Genomic DNA, 18668 nt, shown 5'->3' with positions numbered 1-18668 from the left:
CGGTGCGTCCACGTCCAGCGTGCGGACCGGCGGAGTACGGCGCCACCATCAGGCGTCCGAATGGTCCGTGGGACGAGTGGCCGACGGAGGGCCGCAACACCTGCGTTCGCGTCTCGGGCACCGAAGCGCGCCGAGGGCATGAGGGACTCTGCACGCGGGGCGCGGCTGCGCCTGAGTACGCGTACTCAGCTGATTGCGCCACTTGGCCCCTGACGCGGCCGGTCTGTGTTCCCCACGATGGAGTGCCCCCGCGAGAGAGGTGCCTATGGGCCGTGACCTGCAGCTGCGTGTTGCTACTCCGGAGGATCTCGAGTGGATCCACGAATTGCGTCACCGAGTGTATGCACAGGAGTTGGGCCAGCATGAGCCGGATCCGGCCGGGCGGCTCCGCGACGGGCTGGACGGTGACAACGTCTACCTGGTCGCGGCGCGAGGGGCGGACCGTATCGGCTTTGTCAGCCTGACTCCGCCCTGGTTGGGGCGGTACGCGCTGGACAAGTACCTGACCCGTGACGAGCTGCCGCTGCTGACCGAGAGCGATCTGTTCGAGGTGCGCATCCTCACCGTTGAGCCGCGCTGGCGGGCCACGGCAGCGACGCCGTTGCTGATGTACGCGGCACTGCGCTGGATCGCCGCCCGGGGTGGTCGCCGGGTGGTGGCGATGGGGCGCACCGGCCTGCTCACCATGTACCTGGCCACCGGCCTGCGCCCGGTCGGCCGTACCGTGCACAGCGGTGCGGTGACGTTCGAGGTGCTGACCGGCAGCGTGGCCGAGCTGACGAAGGTCACGACGGATCGTCACCGCGTCCTGCTGGAGCGTCTGCGGTCCGCAGTGGACTGGCGGCTGGACATGCCGTTCGCACCTCGGCCGGACGGCTGCGAACACGGCGGCGCCTCGTTCACCGCCATCGGCACGGACTTCCGCACGCTGCACCGGCGCCGCCAGGTGGTCGCGGCCGACGTACTGGACGCGTGGTTCCCGCCGGCACCGGGGGTGCGGGCGGTGCTCGCGGAGGATCCGGCCTGGGCCGCCCGGACCTCGCCGCCGACCGGTGCCGAGGGCCTGGTGGCGGAAATCGCCACGGCTCGGGCGCTGCCGGCTCAGACGCTCGTGGTCGGGGCCGGTTCCTCCGACTTGATCTACAGGGCGTTCGGCCGGTGGCTGACCCCGGGAAGCAGGGTGCTTCTCACGGACCCGAGCTACGGCGAGTACGCCCATGTCACGGAGAGGGTGACCGGATGCCGGGTGGACCGGTTCCGGTTGCGTCGCGAAGACGGCTGGCGAATCGATCCGGCCCGGTTGTCCGCTGCCGTCGAGGCCGGCCGATACGACCTCGTGGTGGTGGTCAACCCGAACAACCCGACGGGACGCCACGCGCCGGCCGCGGAGCTGCGCTCGCTGATCGCCGCCGCACCGGTCCGAACCCGCTGGTGGATCGACGAGGCGTACCTGGGCTACGTCGGCCTGACCGAGTCACTCGCCGGCCTCGCCGCGACGGACCCGCGCGTGGTGGTCTGCAGCTCGTTGTCGAAGATGTATGCGCTGTCCGGTATGCGGGCCGCGTACCTGGTTGCCGAGCCGGTCACCGCGGCGCAGCTACGCCGATGGACGCCACCCTGGCCGGTCAGCCTCCCGGCACAGCTGGCCGCGGTGGCAGCCTTGCGCGACCCGGCGTACTACGGCGACTGCTGGCTTCACACCCACACGCTGCGCCGGCGACTGGCCGCCGCCCTGGCGGGACTGGACGAGACCGTGGTGGTCGAGGAGGCCATGGCGAACTTCCTCACCGTGACTCTGCCGCGCGGCGGGCCGAGCGCCGCTCAACTCGTCAACGAGTGCCGCCGCCACGACGTATACCTGCGCGACCTGTCGCCGTTGTCGCCGGAGTACCAGGGGCGCACCGTGCGCATCGCGGTCAGGGACACCGCCGGGAACGCGCGCATCGTGGCCGCATGCCAGGCCGCCCTGCAGGTTCTGCGGCCGGGTTCGGCCTCGCTCGCTGCGATGCCTGCGGGCGCTCCCGTCACCGGATCCGCTCGGTGATCACCGCGGCATCCCTGGCGCCCTACCTCGGTGGGGCGCTGGTGATGGGCGGCATCGCGGTGGCGGCGTCCCGGCGGCGTGAGCTGATGGTCCGGTGGTGCGCTTGGGCGGCCGGAGTTCCCCTGGTCACCTGTGCGTTCTGGCTGGGCCGCCCGGGCGCCGCGGCCGTCGCCATCGCGGTCGGGGTGATTGCGGTGATGGAGTTCGGCGGGCTGATGCGGCTGGGCTGGGCGGACCGGGTGGTACTGGCCGCGGCGGTGACAGGCGTAGTGACGGCCGCTTGGCTGGCGCCGGGACAGGTGCTCCGGGTGGTCGCGATCGGGGCCTTGGCAGTGGCCGCGGTGCCGCTCCTGGCCGGCGACGCCGACCACGGCCTGCGACGGCTGTGCGCCGGCCTGCTCGGGCTGGCCTGGCTGAGTGTGCTGGCCGCGCTGGTGCCGCTCGGGGCGAGCGCGCTTGCGTTGTTCGTCGCGGTCTCGATCGCCGACATCGTGGCGTACTTCGCCGGTCGAGGGCTGGGCGGGCCACGGCTGTCACCACTGTCGCCGGCCAAAAGGTGGAGCGGGACCCTGAGCGGGTCCGCGGCCGGCCTCGGCGTGCTCGCCGTGCTGTCCGCGCTGAGCTGGCCGATGGCAGTCGCTGTGACGGTCGGTGGCCCGGTGGGCGACCTTCTCGAATCCATGATCAAAAGAGGTGCACGGGCAAAGGACGCCGGCCGTTGGCTATCCGGCTCCGGCGGTCTGCTGGACCGCGTCGACTCGCTGCTCATCGCGCTGGCCGTCCTGCTAGTCCTGCGCTGACCCGCACCGTCCATGGCCGGACAGCGACACCGTGCCGAAGGACTGACGCCGATGGGCGAACTTAGCAAGGAAGGGGACCACGGGCGGCCTTCGCACGCTCGCCGCGGGCAGCGGTGAACTCGCCCGGCGGCAGGCCGTACTGCACCGCTTCCGTGGCGGCCGACGTCACGTGCAGCCGCGCCGACGGGGGTGCTCACCGCCGCGCCCGGGCTGGTGACTTCGGACGGCCGGACGGGCGGACAGTGCGCAGGCCACGACGGCCACGGCCAAGACGGCGCCTATGCCCGCCAGCGCAGCGCCTACGCCCGCCAGTGCGATATGTCACACTTTGGTTAACGGTGTCCGTCAGGTTCGACCAAGGAAGCGACGCTATGGCTCGGCGCCGGGTGCGTTTGCCGACTCGGCGGTGGTTGAACGGTCTGCTCGCCAGCGTCGCGATGGTGGCTGCGACAACCGGCATCATCGCACTCCTCGGGCGACACATGTCACCGCTGCACCTCCTGGTGCTCTACCTGCTCGCAGTCCTCCCCGTCGCCGTCATATGGGGTACAGGGCTGGCACTGGTCACGTCGGTACTGAGCGTGCTGACCTACGCTTACCTGTTCGTCCCTCCGTTCCACTCGTTCGAGCTTGCGGATTCCGACAGCGGAGTCGCGTTGGGTGTCTTCTTCCTCACCGCGGCGGTAGTGGGAGAGCTGGCGGCCCGGCTACGGCGGGCGGCACTGGCGTCGGCGCGCCTGACGGAGGAGCAGTCCGCGTTGCGCCGAGTCGCCACACTGGTCGCCCGGTCGGCTCCGGCTTCGGCGGTCTTCGAGGCCGTCACCCAGGAGGTCGGCCTCCTCTGCGGCGCCGATCTCGCCCGTATGGAGCGCTACGAGACGGACGGCACGGTTACCGGCGTCGCCGCCTGGAGCCGGAGCAGCATGCCGGACCCCCTGACCGTCGGCACGCGCTTCGACCTGAACGGGCTGAGCATCGCCCGTGAGGTCCGGCACAACGGCGGTGCGGCCCGGATCAAGAACTACGCGGACGCAATAGGCGCGATCGCGCAGGAGGCGCGTGCGCTGGGTATCCGCTCGTCGGTCGGCTGCCCGATCGTGGTTGCCGGGCGCCTGTGGGGCGTGATCGCCGCGTCGAGGAAGAGCGAGGAGTCCTTCCCGGCGAACACGGAGTCGCAGATCACCAGCTTCACCGAACTCGTCGCCACCGCCGTCGAGAACGCCGAAGCCCGTGCCGAGCTGACCGCCTCACGCGCCCGCATCGTCAACGCGGCCGACGAGACCCGTCGGCGCATCGAGCGCGACCTCCACGACGGCGTCCAGCAACGGCTGGTCTCGGTCGTGCTGCTCCTGGGCGCGGCGCAGGCGAAAGTGCCGCCCGAGTCGGACGAACTCCGGACAAGACTGGACCACGTCACCACCGAGCTGACGGATGCGCTGGACGAGCTCCGTGAGATGGCGCGCGGCATCCACCCCTCGGTCCTTGCCAGAGGAGGCCTCACTCCCGCGCTCAGGGCGCTCGCTCGGCGCTCCCCCCTGCCGGTCGATCTCGTGGTGCACACCGAGACCAGGATTCCCATGCGGATCCAGGTCAGCGCGTACTACGTCGTCTGCGAAGCACTGACCAACGCCGTCAAACATGCGCAGGCCTCGGCCGTCAGGGTCATGGTCGAGGCCACCGACGGGGTACTGGGCTTGTGCGTCCACGACGACGGCGTCGGCGGTGCCGACTTCGTCCGCGGCACCGGTCTCGTCGGCCTCAAGGACCGTGTGGAGGCGCTCGGTGGCAGGATCTCTGTCGAGAGTCCGCACGGAGCGGGAACCACCCTGCGTGCGGAGTTCCCGCTCACCAAGGCCGACCGCGATTCCGTGAAGCCGGCCGAAGTCGGGGACTGAACTTCCGAGGTGCACCGTCCGCCAAGCTGCAGGGCGGTGATCCACGCCGCCGGTTCGGCTGTCCCGGCTTCGAAGGTCCCGCCGCACGCGCGTTGGCGCCTCGAAGAACTGTGCACGGCCGCATGGGCGGGAAGCCCACCACGGGACTCGCCGCAGACCGGCAGAACACCCATGCACGACAGGCAGGTGGGCAACCGGCCAGAACACCCCATGCATGACAGGCAGGCGGCTACCGGCCATGAATACAGGTAGCAGGAATGCCGGCCGGGTGCCCGCGCTGAGATCCTGGACACATGTTGCGGTGCATGATCGTAGATGACAGCCCCTACTTCCTCAAAGCTGCTCGTTGCTTGCTGGAGGGCGAGGGGATAATGGTCGTGAGCGTGGCATCGGACAGTGCACAGGCGTTGCAGCAGGCAACGCAGCTCAGGCCGGACATCGCACTGGTGGACATCGACCTCGGTAGCGAGAGCGGCCTGGAACTGGCCGATCGGCTGCGCCACGAGGCAGGCCCTTCGCCGCCCCCGGTGATCTTGATCTCCAGTCATGCGGAGGACGAGTACGCCGACCTCATTGTGGCGAGTCCCGTGCTGGGATTCCTCGCCAAGACCGCGCTGTCGAGCGAGGCCATCCACGACCTGCTCGCCGGGAGGAATGACGGTCACCGGGACGCCCCGGTCAACGGGCCTCCAGGAAGGTGATCACGGCGCGGACGCGGCGATGGTCGTCGTCGGTTTCCGGCAGGCCCAGCTTTGACAGAATGCTGCGCACGTGCTTTTCCACCGTGCCTTCGGTGACCCACAAACGGCGCGCGATGCCGGCATTGGACCGGCCCTCAGCCATCAGGGCCAGAACCTCGCGCTCACGCTCACTGAGCACCGCCAGCGGGTCCGCCCGGCGGCGTGCGGACACCAGCTCCTGGACCAGCGCGGGGTCCACCACCGAGCCGCCCTTGGCGATCCGCTCCAGCGCCTCGAGGAACTCCTGTACATCACCGACCCGGCTCTTCAGCAGGTAACCGATCCTGCGGCCGTCGGCGAGCAGCTCCATCGCGTGCTCCACCTCGACATGCGCCGACAGGACGAGAATGCCCATGTCGGGAAAGTCCCGGCGGATGGTGCGCGCCGCCTCGAGCCCTTCGGTGGCCTGATCCGGCGGCATCCGGATGTCCACCACCACCAGCTCCGGCTCTTCCTGCCGGACGACCTCCAGCAGCTGCACGGCGTCGCCGGCCTGCCCGACCACGGCCAGGCCCGAGCGCTGCAGCAGGCTGGCCAGCCCTTCGCGCAGCAGCACGTCATCGTCGGCGAGGACCACCCGCAGATCCTTCATGACCGATCCGTCAGCACTGCGCCCGGACCCGGGTTCGTGGGTCCGGAGCCCTTCCCGTCATGCCTTCCATTGTCGGTGAGCCTCAGCCGGTGGGCACCCCGCGGCGACCTCGGCAGACCAACTCACCGAGGAAGCGCTGGGCACTGGCTCGCCTCCGCCACCGGCGGACCGCACAACGGAGGCGTGGTGCAGCGGTGCTGCCAGGGCCCGTCAGGCGTCGAAGCGACGGCGCGCGTCCTCGATGTGACCGAGGTACTCGTGGGTCCAGCCGCACATGGCGTCGACCGTGGTGCGCAGAGCCCGGCCGGGCCCGGTCAGGGTGTACTCCACCCGCGGCGGCACGGTGGGTGCACCTTCCGGTCGACCAAGCCGTTGCGCCAGCATGCGCAGGTTCTGGGCGAGCATCTTGTGGCTGACGCCCTCGACCTCGTTCCGCAGGAGTTCCTCCACGCGGACGACTTCGCCGCCCAGCTCAAGCAGACGTACGCCAACGTGGACAAGGTTCTGCTGCACTACGGCGTAGCCGGAACCAGGTCGTCTCGCAGACCCTGTACGTGGTGAACCTGGGGCAGAACGCGGCGGCGACGGCAGAGGGCCCTCTGGCGTACTTCGGCGACCACCGCCCGGCCAGCACGGTCTTCGGCGTCACCGGCCTGACGTTCCCCGGCCAGGTCATCGAGATCAGCTTGGTCGTCGACACGAAGCTGCCCGCCTGACCTCGTCCGCAGCGGGCCCTGCCTCCCCGTCACCCGCCGACGAGCGGCCGGCGGGCGGCCGGCGGGCGGCGGGCAGGCGGGCGGCGGCACAGTGCATACCGTCGACAGCCGCAGGGCAGACGACCGGATTCCGAAGAGACGCCGTCCGGCCGCCCCTGTGCCGGTCCGGAGGATCCATCGCGCAGCGCCGTCTCAGCCATGTGGCCGGCTCCCGTGCACCCAGCCCTTCCGCACTCTCCCACGGCGAAGGTCCCACAGAGCGGTAACTGCCCGTTGGGTGCTGACTGCGGACCGCGTATTCCCGCTGGCCGGTAGAGCGGTTGGGCGCTGGCCACGACGACACACGACACGGATGCAGGGGAAGGTGGTGACGTCCAGCCAAACAGCGCCTCGAGCCCGACGGCACCACGTGCTCGAAGAAGGTGATGGCCTCGATGTACGTCTGTCCTCCAGATCTCCTGCCCCAGCAGACGGGAACCCGGCACACGTCGACGCCCGGCCGCACCTGGGCCCTGGCGCACCGCCCAGAGGCCGTCCGGCAGGCCCGCAGGATCTCCCGGCACCTGCTCACCCAGTGGAAGGTCACCGACGAGGTGGCCGACTCGGTGCTGCTGGCCGTCTCCGAGCTGGTCACCAACGCCGTACGGCACGCCCAGCCGCCCCTGAGCCTCGGACTGTGCTGCGACCCCGCGGCCGGGCAGGTGCATATAGAGGTGTCCGACGGAGGCCCCACCCTCCCGCACGGCGGCCAGGCAACGGAGTGCACCGACGACGAGCACGGCCGCGGACTTATGATCATCGAGCTGCTCGCCGAGGCACACGGTGACCGCCAAGAGGCCGGGCACGCCATCCACTGGGCCGACATCACCACCAGGGGCTGACCCACTCGCGGAAGCACCTCACCGCGGCCCACCCGACGGCCGGCGAGTGGCCGGCTGCGCGCACCGGTCGGTTCATGGTCTGGCGGTGCCCGTGCGGGGCTCGCGGCTTTTGGGCGGGCGCGCCGCCCGGAGGCGGCACGGCGGCCGCCTCCGGGTTCCGGATGCCGGAATGCTCATGAGGTCGCGAGGATCGTCTTCTTCTGGCGCTCGATGGACGACAGGATGCTGTCCACGCCCTTGGGGTTGCGGACGAAGTTCTGCAGCGCGGGCTGCATCACCGTGGAGGTGAAGTCCGGGCGGCTGTCGCGGTCCATGAACTGCGTCAGGTTCTTCGCGCCGCTGATCATGTCGTACGCCTTCTTCTACAGTGCCGTGTAGGAGGAGGTCGGTGCGTTGCCGGAGGCGGCGACGACGCTCGGGTCGGACGCGAGATAGAAGGACTCGGCCTCCGGAGTGCCCAGGAACCCGAGCAGCCGTCAACGGGGCAGTGGCCTGCTCGCCGGAGTCGCCCAGTCCTCCACCGCCAACGGCGCATCCGTCATCCAGTGGAGCGACGTCAGCGTCGACGACCAGCTCTGGAAGATCGTGCGCATCAACTGACCGCCAGGGAGACAGATCACAGACCAGCAGCACACCGACTGCCGGGCGCGCCGACCAAGGATCGGCGGGCCCGGCCGCCATCCGCCCGAAGCACTGTTCGTCACTCCTCGCCGGAGTCCGTGCACACCCCGAACGCAGCAGGCCCCACGGTGAGGATCCCGTCGGACAGCGGCAGGCAGCGAACGCCTCCGCCGCCGCGCAGTGCCCGCTGCGCGCCCGGCCCGATGGTGCTGTCCATCCACGCGCACGGCCTGGCCGCGCTGCGGACCGCCAGCACGACGGGTCCACTGCCGCAGTCCAGGAAGACCGTCTCGCCGATGTACGCGTCGATGTCCACGCCGCGCAGCAGGACGTTGCGCCGGGTCAGGCACAGGTCGGCCTCGCCGGAGACCGCCTGCGGCAGGCGCTCGGCCGCCATGAGGGTGACCGACGCACTGCGATGGGCCGGCCGGTTGAAGTACCGGTCGCCCACGATGCCCAGCCCTTTGCGCACCTGCGCCGTGGCCACCAGTTCCTCCCGCGGCAGTTCCGGGACACCGTCGCTCGGACGGCCCTGGAGACGATGCACGGGAGACACCAGCAACTGAACGATCTCCACCTGCTCCACGTCACCGAGCCTAGCCCCGCGGCCCTGGAGGCGGAGCGTGGACGCTTGCACACGGTAGGGATCGACACCGCGCAGGGCATCGGTCCGGGCGATCACGCGCCAGAACTCGACCGGACCGCTGAAGATCCCTTCGCGCCACGCTGCCAGAGGCCGGCCGGGTCATCGCGCCCACGGCGTGGCGCCGGCCGGCCCTCGACGAACGCCTACGCCCAGGAGATCCAGGACCCGCTGTCGTAGGCGTCCGTCGGCCGCACGTCTAGCCGCAGGTCAGCGTCGGCACGGCCCAGTCGCCGTGGTCGTTGCCGTTGCCGTCGCCGGCGTCACCGACCTTGAGGTCGATCACCTGCGCGCCGCTGACGTCGACGTCGATCGGCACCGCGGCCTGTTTGCCCCGGATCGTCGGCGTGGTGACCAACGTCTTGCCGTCGGCGATCACGGAGAACGTCACCGTTCCCGCGCCGCCTGTCTCGTCGTCGACACCGACGTACGCCGTCAGCCGCGAGCACTTGCCGGCGAGGTAGAGCTCGACGTCGCTGATCGAGTTGGTGCCCAGGCCCTTCGGGTGGCTGACACCGGCGATGGTGATCGGATGGCCGTCCCCGGCCGCCTGCTCGCCGACGCTGCTGTCACGCTCCACCGGGCCCCACCCGTTGGTGGACGACAAGAACGGTAGGTCGCTCACGGCGTTCTTCCCGGCCGGCGGAGCCGGCGGGATCCCGCCGACGATGCGCTCGTCACCGCCGGCAGCCTGTCGTCCGTTCTGCAGGTAGTGCACCGTGGCGGTGAGGGCCGAGGCGGAGGGCAGCTCCCCGGCCGGCGGCTGGACCTTCCAGGTGAAGGTGGCCGATCCGCCCGGGTGCAGGCGCCTCACGGACATGGGGCTCGTGGCACTCACGCTCCAGCCGTCGGGCGCGGAGAGCGAGGCCGTCAGGCGGGAAGCGGACGGTTTGTCCTTCGGCACCTGCACCGTCGCCTCGGCCGTGAAGGCCTGTCCCGACTGAGCGGTGTCCGGCACGTCCAGGGTGACATCCGCTCCCGGACGCTTCGGCATCGCGTACGTGCGGGGGTCGTAGCGGGGGCTGTCGTTCTGCGCGACGCGCAGGGACGAGGTGTAGCTGCCGTAGTTGGTGAGCGAGACCTTGCCTAGCCCGCCCGTGCTGCCGTCCAGGTTCCACACGGCGATGGCGATGCTGTTCCGGCCGTTCGGATTCAGGATCCCGTCGGGCACCGGGAAGGTACTCTGCGGGCCGAGGTAGTTGACATAGTTGCCGACCTGCCAGCCGTTCACGAAGATCGTGGCACGGTACTTGCGTGACGGGTCGTCGGTGAACGTCAGCCCGAGCGAGGTGTCCTGGCCGTGCGGCAGGTCCAGGTTGACGTCGGTGCGGTACCACGAGACGCCGGGACGGGTGTCGGTCGTGGGCAGGGTCACCCGGTTCCAGTCGCCGTCCGGGTAGCCCGGCAGGGACCAGCCGGCCCGCTCGCCGTACAGGCCGCCCGTCGAGAGCGGGCCACGGACCGTGTCCTGCAGGTCCTCGCCGCCCCGTACGCCCTGCAGCCGCCAGGTGACGGAGGTCAGCGGCGCCCCGACGAGGGAGGCGCTGGTCAGACCGCGCGCGGTCTTGTTGCCGTTGGTCGAGTTGTAGTCCTCCTCGTGCCCCATGTTCACGGTCAGGACGGAGATGACGTTGTCGCCCTGCGACTTCACCGAACCGGCCGGGAAGGCGAAGTCGGCGCTGCCCGTGGTGGAGCTGCCCAGGAAGGTGCCGCCCAGCCACGCGGAGAACGCCTGGGCCTTTCCGCCGGAGTCCGAGACCAGGTGGATGCCCGTCTCCTTGCCGGTGGCGCGGAAGCGGCCGCGGTACCAGGTGTTGCCGGTGTGGAACCCGTAGTCGTCCGCGTAGAGCACCGGAAGCGAGTTGACGCCGGAGACGCTGTTGGTCGTTGTCTTGTCGGCCACCTGCCAGCTGGAGTCGTCGAAACCGGGGGCCGCTTCGGGGGACTCCTCGGCATGCTTCCAGTTCGTCAGCGCCGGCAGGTGTATCGGCGCAGCCACCGGTATCTTCCCGGTGAGGCTCCCTGTGTCGGTGGCCCGGGTTTCCAACGCGCTGCCGTTCCAGCTGACCTGGCCGGCGGAGGTGAACACCTCGATGTTCTTGTCATCGGCGTTGTCGCCGGTGAGCGCCAGGGAGTGGCCGCCGTCCAGGCTGGTCGCCGTGCGCAGCAGATGGGTGCCTCGCACGAGCACCGGGCCGGTCGCCGTGTCCTGACGCCAGAAGGTCTTGGCGGTGTCCTTGTCGCCGATGAGCAGGAGCAGCGGGCGCTTTCCGCCGCCGTTGATGCTGACGCGGATCAGGCCCTTGTGCGTGTAGTTCAGCCGCAGGTCACCGGTGGCCGCGTCCCAGGTGGTCGTGGCCGTGCCGTCGCTGGTGACCACGGTGGGCTCGGAGGAGTAGCGAAGGACGGTCTCGCCGTCGCTCCCCGCGTTGCCGTAGAGCACGGCGACATCCCGGTTCCCAACCGTCGCGTCGGTCATGATCTCCGACGTCGAGTACTGCAACTGCGAGTCCCCGAGCCGGTAGTTCGCCACGATCACGTGCGAGTCGCGTCCGTCGAGCGTGATCGCGGTGCCCGGCTGCTGCGGCACGACCGGGTAGGTCGGCGTCGAGGCGGCGGCCGTCGGCACGTCGATGGCGTCGATGGACACGTAGTTGTCCGACGACCCCGAGCTGTGGTTCCCGTCGACGACGATCTTCAGGGTGTGCGCGCCGGGAGTCAGGCCGGTCTTCTGGAAGACCACCGCCTGGTTCTCGCTGCCGGAGTCGTCGACCGTCGCCACCTTGGTGCCGTCGAGGTAGACGTCGGCGTAGCCGTGGTTGTTGGTCTTCGAGCCGATCCAGCGGATCGCGGTGCCGTCGAAGGGGACGGTGACCGAGTCACCGGCCTTGTTGGAGAACGACTCGGTGTGCTTGTAGTCGCCGCCGGTGTAGCTCTGGTCGGCCACGTGCGACCACGAGCCGGTGTACTGCAGCGCGGAGTCGGGGTCGTCCCAGGTGTAGGTGGTGTCCGCGGACGGCTGGGCGTTGAAGTCCAGCGAGATGTGGGTTTTGTCGACCGCCGTGGACGTGGAGTTCCCGTGCCGCAGGACGTGGAACTGCGTCTTGGTGTCGGGGTTCATGCGGGCGGTGTCGACGACCGCCGAGTCGTCCGGCGGCGTGGCCTTGATCGCGTCGGTCTTGGTCAGCGGGGCGACCGACTGCGTGAAGTACCCGATCAGCTTGTCCTCGTAGTACTTCGGGTCCAGTTGGCGGTTTTCGCGGATCGCGGCGCCGTAGTCGTAGGACGTGTAGTTCTCCGGCATGCCCAGCCAGCCCCAGTTGGTGCCGCCGTAGGTCATGTAGAAGCTCTGCGCGGTGGCGCCGACGGCTATGTTCTGCTTGTAGAACACGTTGGCGAACTGGTCGTTGATCAGTTGGGCGCACTTGTCGTAGCCCGGCCCGCCCCAGGGGTCGAAGGCGCCGCCCTGGAACTCCGGCGAGTACAGGGGCTTGCCGGCCGGGTGGTCGTAGCTGATGTCGGGGACGCCGTTCCACTTGGCCGGGTTCGAGCAGTTGAAGCCCTGCGGGTAGGAGTCCGGGCCGTCGACGTCGAGGGCGGCCGCACCGGAGTTGAAGGTGCCGTTGTTGTTGCCGGTCAGCGGTACCGTGATGCCGTCGGCACGGGCCTTGTCCTCCAGGTGCTGCATGTAGGAGCGGCCGGCGGACGAGCCGTTGTAGTACTCGTTCTCGACCTGGTAGGCGATGACCGATCCGGTGCCGTTGGTCATCTGGTGGCGGGCGATGATCCGGTCGACCCGGGTCAGCCACTCGTCCGCGTACTTGAGGAACTGCGGGTCGTCACTGCGGTTGTGCCCGGCCTTGGTGGTCATCCAGCCGGGCAGGCCGCCGCTGTCGACCTCCGCGTTGATGTAGGGCGCCGGGCGAGCGATCACGTAGAGCCCGGCCTCCTGGGCCATGACGAGCAGCTTGTCGACGTCGCGCACCCCGCTGAAGTCGTACACGCCCGGCTTCGGCGAGTGGTATCCCCAGTCGAAGTACAGCGAGGTGGCGTTGAATCCGGCGGCCTTCATCTTCTGGAAGATGTCGCGCCACAGGTCCGGGCTCGGGAGCCGGAAGTAGTGGAACTCGCCGGACCACAGGTAGGTGCGCTTGCCGTCGACGAGGAACGAGTAGCCGTCGAGACTCACCGTGTGCGCCCGCGGGCCCGCGGCGGCCGTGGCGGCGGGTGCCTGCCCGACGGCGTCCTGCGCCGCGGCGGGCGCGACCATGCCCGCGGCCAGGGCGATGGTCGCGGCCGTCGCGAGGGCCTCCCTCCACCATCGACGGCGGCCGGGTCTCGCAGTCTCTGAACCGATCCGATTACTCCGCACTGCGGCCTCCAATACCGCCTGAGCAATCAACATCAAACAGACTCAGGCAAAGTCGAACATTATGGCGGCGCGAGGCACGGCACAATGGGGCGGGGGCAACGTGGTCGAGGTGGGCCCGGGGGCGGCTTGCAAGCCCCATGTCACGGCGCTGTCCTGGCCACTGACGACTCATCACGGGTTACGGAGGCACCGCCGAGGACCGGGCTTGCCGAATCGGCAAACGAACTCGCCTTCCGGGCAGCGTCCTGCGCATGATCGGTGGCGTACGGCAGACCAACGGTCCTGGAGAAGACGCATGTCGCAGCACGTCGCTGAGGTCACACACCGGCTGGTCTCCTCGCCGGGAGGCCGGATCCACCTCGTGGAGCAGGGAACCGGGCCGCTGGTGCTGCTCGTGCACGGCTTCCCTGAATCCTGGTATTCCTGGCGCCACCAGCTGCCGGTGCTCGCGGCGGCGGGATACCGCGCGGTCGCCATCGATGTCCGCGGCTACGGCCGGTCCTCCAAGCCTGCCGCCACGGATGCGTACCGGATGGTCGAACTGGTGGAGGACAACGTCTCGGTGGTGCACGCCCTGGGCGAGGAGTCGGCGGTGGTCGTCGGCCACGACTGGGGCGTGCCCATCGCCGCGAACTCCGCCCTGCTCAGGCCGGAGGTCTTCCGCGCAGTGGGGCTGCTGAGCGTTCCCTACACCCCGCGCGGCGGGCCCCGCCCCAGCGACGTCTTCTCTCGGATGGGCGGGGACGAGGAGTTCTACGTCTCCTACTTTCAGGAGCCGGGCCGCGCCGAGGCCGAGATCGAACCCGACGTTCGCGGCTGGCTCGCGGGGCTCTACGCGGCCCTGTCCGCCGACACCATGCCCGCACCCGGTGCTCCCGATCCCCACTTCGTCGGCAGGGACGGGACGCTGCGTGAGCGGTTCCCCGTCAGCCGACTGCCCGCGTGGCTCAGCGAGCGGGACCTCGATGTCTTCGCAGGGGAGTTCGAACGGACCGGGCTGACCGGAGCGCTCAACCGCTACCGGAACATGGACCGCGACTGGGAGGACCTCGCCGCCTTCGACGGTGCCCCCGTCACCCAGCCGTCCCTGTTCATCGGCGGCGGCTTGGACGCTTCCACGACATGGCTGGCGGACGCGGTCGCCGCGTACCCGGTCACGCTGCCGGGCCTGGTCTCCTCCCACCTCCTCGACGGCTGCGGACACTGGATCCAGCAAGAGCGCCCCGAGGAGGTCAACCGACTCCTGACCGACTGGCTCACCGCTCTGCCCGCGTGACGCACTCGCGCGCCGCCCACCGCTGTCGAAACACGCGACGGATGCGCAGGCGTCATACGTGGGCTGCCGTGATGCGGGTACTCGTCCGCTTCCATGGCCATCAGTGGGCACGACAGTCGGGGAGAAACCAGCCATGCACCGTTCTTGTCGCTGCGGCCGTCGGCCGGTCCGATCGTCCTTGGAGGGCCGGGATGAGTGACGTCGGCCAGGGCAGAGGCATCGGGACGCAGAACGCCGACAGAGGGGCCCTGATCGACCTGCTCGGCATCTACCTCAACGACCACCTGGCAGGGTCGACCATCGGGAGCCGGCGCATCCACTACATGGTCCGGGCACTGCGCGACTCCCCGCTGGCCGAAGCGTTGCGGCCGATCGCCGGCGAGATCGCCCAGGACCGGGCGAGCCTGCTGGACATCATGGGCCGACTGGGCGTTCCGGCACGTCGATACAAGGTCTTGGCAGCGGAGGCGGCCGAGAGGGCGGGACGCCTTAAGCCGAATGGCCGCCTTCTCCGCCGCTCTCCGCTGACCTCGGTGGTCGAACTCGAGTTCCTCCAGCTCGGAGTCGAGGGAAAGGCCGCCGGGTGGCGGATGCTGCGTCGACTGGCGGAGAGTGACGGGCGTCTTGACCGGCAGCAGCTCGACGAACTGATCGAACGAGCCCAGCGGCAGCTGCGGACGCTGGAGGAACTACGTCTTCAGCATGCCGAGAAAGCGTTGCAGACAAGGTAAGGACATGGGTCTTCAGGGAGACGAGGTCCGACCCGTGATCGAAGAGAGTCATATCCGGGAGCTTCTTGGCGCGCAGGACGATGATGCGGCGCTGATCCTGGTACAGGGCCGTGCCGAGGTCGTCAACGCCACCGAGCATGCCGAGTGCCGTGACGCGGGAGCCGCGGTGCTCATGACGAAGGGCGAGCTCCTGGACCGTCTGGGCACCTCGGCACCGACCGAGCGCGATCTGCTCCTGGTCGCACCAGCGCTCAGGGATATGGTCGGGAAACTCGGCGCCTGACCCCCAGCACAGCAGTCGGCAGGGCGCGCCCTGGGTGGTCAGGCGCTGTCAGCCGGGCCCTCTCGTGAAGCTCCCGGGCGGGCCGTCCGCGGGGAGGCCTGCTGCAAGCGCTCGATCATGCGCGAAGCCTCCGCCTTCGTGAGGTTCTGTGGGACCTCCTCACCCGTCTCCCGGGCCAGGGTCTGCAGATAGCTCAGCTGGGGGCCCGTGGCCGGTTCGTCCCCGGTCACCCAGTCGTTCACGTCCTTCTTCGGGTTCTCTTCGCTCATAAGGTGCGACTACCCCTCTGACCGGTGAGATGAAAGTCCCGCGTGCGTCGGCACAAGGAGGGCGCGCTGGTCCGCCTCCGTCCCTTCCCGAGCACGCTGCGTCCGGGCCTGCGCGTCCGTGGATCTGTCACCGCGGCGACGCCCGGCCCGCGGCGCGCTGTCGGGCAACGTGGCGCTCGTCCGGGGGGTGCGCCTGCCGTTCGGCTGCCGAGAGGGCGGCTTCCTCGCAGCGGACGCGTACGGCCAGGAGCCCGGCGTTGCACACCGTGAACGCCGTCGCAGTGAGCCAGGCACCGTGCACCAGCGGCAGCGCGGCTCCCTCGACGACCACGGCGAGGTAGTTGGGATGGCGCAGCAGACGGTAGGGGCCCTTCGTCACCCTGGGCAGGTCGGGCACGACGATCACCCGGGTGTTCCACTGCCGTCCCAACGTGCCGATGCACCACCAGCGCAGTCCCTGGGCGGCCACGACCAGGGCCAGCATCGGCCAGCCTACGCCCGGAAGGAATGGCCGTGCGGCGACCCGTGCTTCCACCAGGCAGCCCACGAGCAGACCGGTGTGCAGCACGACGAGTGCCGGGTAGTGCCCTCGGCCCGTCTCGACGCCTCCGTGGGCCATGCTCCAGCGGGTGTTGCGGCGGGCGACGGTCAGCTCGGCCAGCCGCTCGGCGGCGATGGCCGCGACCAACAGCGTGTACCAGATCACCCGGTCGTTCCTCCCTCCGCCTCACCAGCGCAGCAGGACCAGTTCGGCGCAGAAGCCCGGGCCGAGGGCGAGCAGCAGGCCCCAGGTGCCGGGCGGGGGCCGCCTGCGTCGCTGGGTGTCCTGGAGTACATGCAGGACGGAGGCGGACGACAGGTTTCCGACCTCCGCGAGGGAGTGCCAGGTCACGTCCAGTGCTCCGGACGACAGGTTCAGCGTGTCCGCGATGGCGTCCAGCACCTTGGGGCCGCCGGGATGGCACACCCAGGTTCCGATGTCGTGACGGGCAAGGCCGTGGCCGGAGAGGAAGGAGTCGACGTCGTCCGCGAGGTGTGCGCGGACGATGCCCGGGATTCCGGGGTCCAGCACGATACGGAAGCCGCTGTCGGTGACGTCCCAGCCCATGGCGCGCTCGGTGGCCGGATAGAAGCGGCTGCGGCTCGCCACCACCTCGGGGCCGAGCGGGGGCCCTGGTCCGTCCGGAGCTCTGCTCCCCCGGGCCACCACAGCGGCGGCACCGTCGCTGAACAGGGCGCTGCCCACCAGATTGGCCGGCGAGGGATCGGACCGCTGGAATGTCAGCGAGCACAGCTCGACGGACAGCAGGACGGCGGTGTGCGTGGGCCAGCCCCGCAGGTAGTCGTGTACACGGGCGAGCCCGGCCGCGCCCGCGGCGCACCCGAGTCCGAACAGCGGAAGCCGTTTGACGTCCGGTCGCAGCCCCAGGGGACCCATCAGCCGGGCGTCCACCGAGGGAGCGGCCAGGCCGGTGGTGGAGACGACGGCGATCAGATCCACCACGCCCGATGCCAGCCCCGCGGAGGCGAGGGCACCCCTGACCGCTTCGGCCCCCATCCGCTCCGCGGCACCGATGAAGGCGTCGTTGGCCGCACCGAAACCGTCCAGATCGGCGTAGGCGTCCAAGGGCAGCACGGTATGACGGAACCGGACTCCCGCCGCGCCGTGCACTCGGTCGAGCAGGGACCGATCCGCCCCCGGCAGGCTCGAGCGCACCTGATCGGTGATGTCCCGCTGACGGTACCGGTGGGGTGCCAGGACCTTCTGAACGGCGACGATGCGGCTCATACGAGGTTCCGATCGACGTGTGACGGCAATCCGGCTGCCGGGTTGGCCGGCCTTGAGACGTGGTTGTCGCGGGCGGACTGGTGACCTCAGCCCCAGGTATCCGAGTACCCAGCCCAGCGTCCGGATCGCCGCGGTTCGGCGGCTGCGGCGCGCAGCCTCAATGCCGATGCGGTGCGGTAGCCGGAGGCGAGCTGACCATCAGCCGGTCCGCACGGGAGCGCGTGAGGGTGACAGCGTGGGGGGTACCCGCCACTTCCGACATCGGGAGTGAGGAGGGATCATGGGCATGCTCAGAAAGGCAGCCGGGACGAGCGCGGCGACGAAGCCGCTGCTCACCGCGAAGGCCACGGCGAAGGCCGCGAGGACCGTTCCCGCCCGGTCCCTGCAGATGGTACGTACCCTGGGCGGCGAAAACGTCGTCGACGTGCTCACACGTCAGCATCGGCAGATCAGACTCGGCTTCCTGCAGGCCGCGCTGCCCGGGCCGTGGCGCCGCCGGAACTTCGACCGGCTGATGCGCCTGCTCGCCGTGCACGAAGCCGCCGAAGAGGCGCACGTCCACCCGGTCGCGCGCCGGGCCCTGCGGCACGGCAGCGAGCTGGCCCAGCGCCGCCTCACCGAGGAGAAGGAAGCGAAGCAGCTGCTGGTCGCGCTGTGGCGTACCGGTCCGAACGGGGCCGGGTATCTGCGGCGGCTGAACCAGGTCCGGCGCGCGGTCGCCCGGCACGCGGCGCGTGAGGAACGGGAGGAATTCGCCGCGCTGCGAAAGGCGGTGAGCCCGGCCCGGCTGCGCATGCTCGGTGCCGAGGTCAAGCTCACCCAGGCGTACGCGCCGACCCGGCCGCACCGCTGGGTCAACAACGAGGCTGCGAACAAGCTGGTCGCGCCAGTCCTCGGCCCCCTCGACCGAACCCTGGACGCCGTCCGCCACCGCATGGCCTCCTGACGATCAGCAGGAGCGGTCGCGCACCGGCACCGGTGCGCGACACGTTCCTCAGTGACGCAACCGTGGCGGG

At 70.0% G+C, this 18668-nt stretch carries 17 protein-coding genes and 2 pseudogenes; 11 read left to right on the top strand and 8 right to left on the bottom strand.

Annotated elements, in window-relative coordinates:
- Positions 1 to 265 precede the first annotated feature (265 nt).
- The 4 genes from ACIRC0_RS34690 to ACIRC0_RS34675 all read left to right on the top strand — a co-directional run bounded on the left by ACIRC0_RS34690 (position 266) and on the right by ACIRC0_RS34675 (position 5440).
- The gene (locus ACIRC0_RS34690) at positions 266 to 2044 is read left to right on the top strand and encodes an aminotransferase class I/II-fold pyridoxal phosphate-dependent enzyme (RefSeq protein ID WP_403624500.1); all 1779 of its coding nucleotides are present in this window, start codon (positions 266 to 268) and stop codon (positions 2042 to 2044) included.
- Entirely contained in the window at positions 2041 to 2844 is an 804-nt protein-coding gene (locus ACIRC0_RS34685; RefSeq protein WP_403624498.1) for a phosphatidate cytidylyltransferase, read from the top strand. The genes ACIRC0_RS34690 and ACIRC0_RS34685 overlap by 4 nt, the downstream gene beginning before the upstream one ends.
- Before the next feature lie 371 nt (positions 2845 to 3215).
- Complete coding sequence (locus ACIRC0_RS34680) at positions 3216 to 4739, top strand: DUF4118 domain-containing protein (RefSeq protein ID WP_403624495.1); 1524 nt, start codon at positions 3216 to 3218, stop codon at positions 4737 to 4739.
- A 305-nt stretch (positions 4740 to 5044) separates the two neighbouring features.
- Positions 5045 to 5440: a response regulator transcription factor gene (locus ACIRC0_RS34675; RefSeq protein ID WP_403624492.1), complete on the top strand. Its 396-nt coding sequence runs from the start codon at positions 5045 to 5047 to the stop codon at positions 5438 to 5440.
- Here ACIRC0_RS34675 and ACIRC0_RS34670 read toward each other — a convergent pair.
- Positions 5418 to 6071, bottom strand: a complete 654-nt coding sequence (locus ACIRC0_RS34670; protein WP_403624489.1) for a response regulator — start codon at positions 6069 to 6071, stop codon at positions 5418 to 5420. The two genes, ACIRC0_RS34675 and ACIRC0_RS34670, sit on opposite strands and share 23 nt — an antisense overlap.
- A gap of 210 nt (positions 6072 to 6281) precedes the next feature.
- On the bottom strand, positions 6282 to 6584 hold the full coding sequence (locus tag ACIRC0_RS34665; RefSeq protein WP_403624486.1) for a winged helix-turn-helix transcriptional regulator: 303 nt from the start codon (positions 6582 to 6584) through the stop codon (positions 6282 to 6284).
- Between ACIRC0_RS34665 and ACIRC0_RS34660 the strand changes: the two are divergent.
- Positions 6510 to 6787: pseudogene (locus ACIRC0_RS34660) on the top strand (RidA family protein); the annotation flags it as partial. The gene ACIRC0_RS34665 and the pseudogene ACIRC0_RS34660 overlap by 75 nt on opposite strands.
- Positions 6788 to 7212: 425 nt before the next feature.
- Positions 7213 to 7668 (top strand): ATP-binding protein, encoded by a 456-nt coding sequence (locus tag ACIRC0_RS34655; RefSeq protein WP_403624483.1) that lies wholly within the window; start codon positions 7213 to 7215, stop codon positions 7666 to 7668.
- Positions 7669 to 7841: 173 nt separating this feature from the next.
- Here ACIRC0_RS34655 and ACIRC0_RS34650 read toward each other — a convergent pair.
- Positions 7842 to 8144 (bottom strand): annotated as a pseudogene (locus tag ACIRC0_RS34650) (carbohydrate ABC transporter substrate-binding protein); the annotation flags it as partial.
- Here ACIRC0_RS34650 and ACIRC0_RS34645 point away from each other — a divergent pair.
- Positions 8122 to 8268 (top strand): RICIN domain-containing protein, encoded by a 147-nt coding sequence (locus ACIRC0_RS34645; RefSeq protein ID WP_403624480.1) that lies wholly within the window; start codon positions 8122 to 8124, stop codon positions 8266 to 8268. The pseudogene ACIRC0_RS34650 and the gene ACIRC0_RS34645 sit on opposite strands and share 23 nt — an antisense overlap.
- Before the next feature lie 100 nt (positions 8269 to 8368).
- Here the strand turns inward: ACIRC0_RS34645 and ACIRC0_RS34640 are convergent, their stop codons facing one another.
- Both ACIRC0_RS34640 and ACIRC0_RS34635 read right to left on the bottom strand, forming a co-directional pair.
- Positions 8369 to 8875 (bottom strand): molybdenum cofactor biosysynthesis protein, encoded by a 507-nt coding sequence (locus tag ACIRC0_RS34640; protein ID WP_403624477.1) that lies wholly within the window; start codon positions 8873 to 8875, stop codon positions 8369 to 8371.
- 256 nt (positions 8876 to 9131) lie between these two features.
- The gene (locus ACIRC0_RS34635; RefSeq protein WP_403624474.1) at positions 9132 to 13304 is read right to left on the bottom strand and encodes a beta-galactosidase; all 4173 of its coding nucleotides are present in this window, start codon (positions 13302 to 13304) and stop codon (positions 9132 to 9134) included.
- Between the two features lie 295 nt (positions 13305 to 13599).
- On the opposite strand from ACIRC0_RS34635, the gene ACIRC0_RS34630 reads away from it, so the two are divergent.
- From ACIRC0_RS34630 to ACIRC0_RS34620, 3 genes are all read left to right on the top strand, one after another.
- A complete protein-coding gene (locus ACIRC0_RS34630; RefSeq protein WP_403624471.1) occupies positions 13600 to 14580 on the top strand; it encodes an alpha/beta fold hydrolase in 981 nt (326 codons plus the stop codon).
- Positions 14581 to 14771: 191 nt separating this feature from the next.
- Positions 14772 to 15311 (top strand): hypothetical protein, encoded by a 540-nt coding sequence (locus ACIRC0_RS34625; RefSeq protein WP_403624468.1) that lies wholly within the window; start codon positions 14772 to 14774, stop codon positions 15309 to 15311.
- 34 nt (positions 15312 to 15345) lie between these two features.
- A complete protein-coding gene (locus tag ACIRC0_RS34620) occupies positions 15346 to 15594 on the top strand; it encodes a hypothetical protein (RefSeq protein WP_403624465.1) in 249 nt (82 codons plus the stop codon).
- Between the two features lie 38 nt (positions 15595 to 15632).
- Here the strand turns inward: ACIRC0_RS34620 and ACIRC0_RS34615 are convergent, their stop codons facing one another.
- The 3 genes from ACIRC0_RS34615 to ACIRC0_RS34605 form a co-directional block, all read right to left on the bottom strand.
- Entirely contained in the window at positions 15633 to 15863 is a 231-nt protein-coding gene (locus tag ACIRC0_RS34615; RefSeq protein ID WP_403624462.1) for a DUF3072 domain-containing protein, read from the bottom strand.
- Between the two features lie 127 nt (positions 15864 to 15990).
- Complete coding sequence (locus ACIRC0_RS34610) at positions 15991 to 16569, bottom strand: isoprenylcysteine carboxyl methyltransferase family protein (RefSeq protein ID WP_403624461.1); 579 nt, start codon at positions 16567 to 16569, stop codon at positions 15991 to 15993.
- Positions 16570 to 16590: 21 nt separating this feature from the next.
- Positions 16591 to 17652, bottom strand: a complete 1062-nt coding sequence (locus ACIRC0_RS34605; protein WP_403624458.1) for a type III polyketide synthase — start codon at positions 17650 to 17652, stop codon at positions 16591 to 16593.
- Positions 17653 to 17932: 280 nt separating this feature from the next.
- Between ACIRC0_RS34605 and ACIRC0_RS34600 the strand changes: the two genes are divergently transcribed.
- Entirely contained in the window at positions 17933 to 18598 is a 666-nt protein-coding gene (locus ACIRC0_RS34600; RefSeq protein WP_403624455.1) for a hemerythrin domain-containing protein, read from the top strand.
- The last annotated feature ends 70 nt before the right edge of the window (positions 18599 to 18668 follow it).

It is taken from the genome of Streptomyces sp. NPDC093984 (assembly GCF_044764595.1).
GTDB lineage: Bacteria > Actinomycetota > Actinomycetes > Streptomycetales > Streptomycetaceae > Streptomyces > Streptomyces cynarae.
The sequence above is the reverse complement of the archived record's forward strand: the minus strand, read 5'-3'. Positions and strand labels throughout refer to the sequence as shown.

Bases quoted from the DNA above. Each gene is read 5' to 3' on its own strand.
- ACIRC0_RS34675 (WP_403624492.1), top strand. From the start codon at position 5,045: ATGATCGTAGATGACAGCCCCTACTTCCTCAAAGCTGCTCGTTGCTTG.
- ACIRC0_RS34680 (WP_403624495.1), top strand. From the start codon at position 3,216: ATGGCTCGGCGCCGGGTGCGTTTGCCGACTCGGCGGTGGTTGAACGGT.
- ACIRC0_RS34655 (WP_403624483.1), top strand. From the start codon at position 7,213: ATGGCCTCGATGTACGTCTGTCCTCCAGATCTCCTGCCCCAGCAGACG.
- ACIRC0_RS34690 (WP_403624500.1), top strand. From the start codon at position 266: ATGGGCCGTGACCTGCAGCTGCGTGTTGCTACTCCGGAGGATCTCGAG.
- ACIRC0_RS34630 (WP_403624471.1), top strand. From the start codon at position 13,600: ATGTCGCAGCACGTCGCTGAGGTCACACACCGGCTGGTCTCCTCGCCG.
- ACIRC0_RS34605 (WP_403624458.1), bottom strand. From the start codon at position 17,652: ATGAGCCGCATCGTCGCCGTTCAGAAGGTCCTGGCACCCCACCGGTAC.
- ACIRC0_RS34670 (WP_403624489.1), bottom strand. From the start codon at position 6,071: ATGAAGGATCTGCGGGTGGTCCTCGCCGACGATGACGTGCTGCTGCGC.
- ACIRC0_RS34625 (WP_403624468.1), top strand. From the start codon at position 14,772: ATGAGTGACGTCGGCCAGGGCAGAGGCATCGGGACGCAGAACGCCGAC.
- ACIRC0_RS34600 (WP_403624455.1), top strand. From the start codon at position 17,933: ATGGGCATGCTCAGAAAGGCAGCCGGGACGAGCGCGGCGACGAAGCCG.
- ACIRC0_RS34615 (WP_403624462.1), bottom strand. From the start codon at position 15,863: ATGAGCGAAGAGAACCCGAAGAAGGACGTGAACGACTGGGTGACCGGG.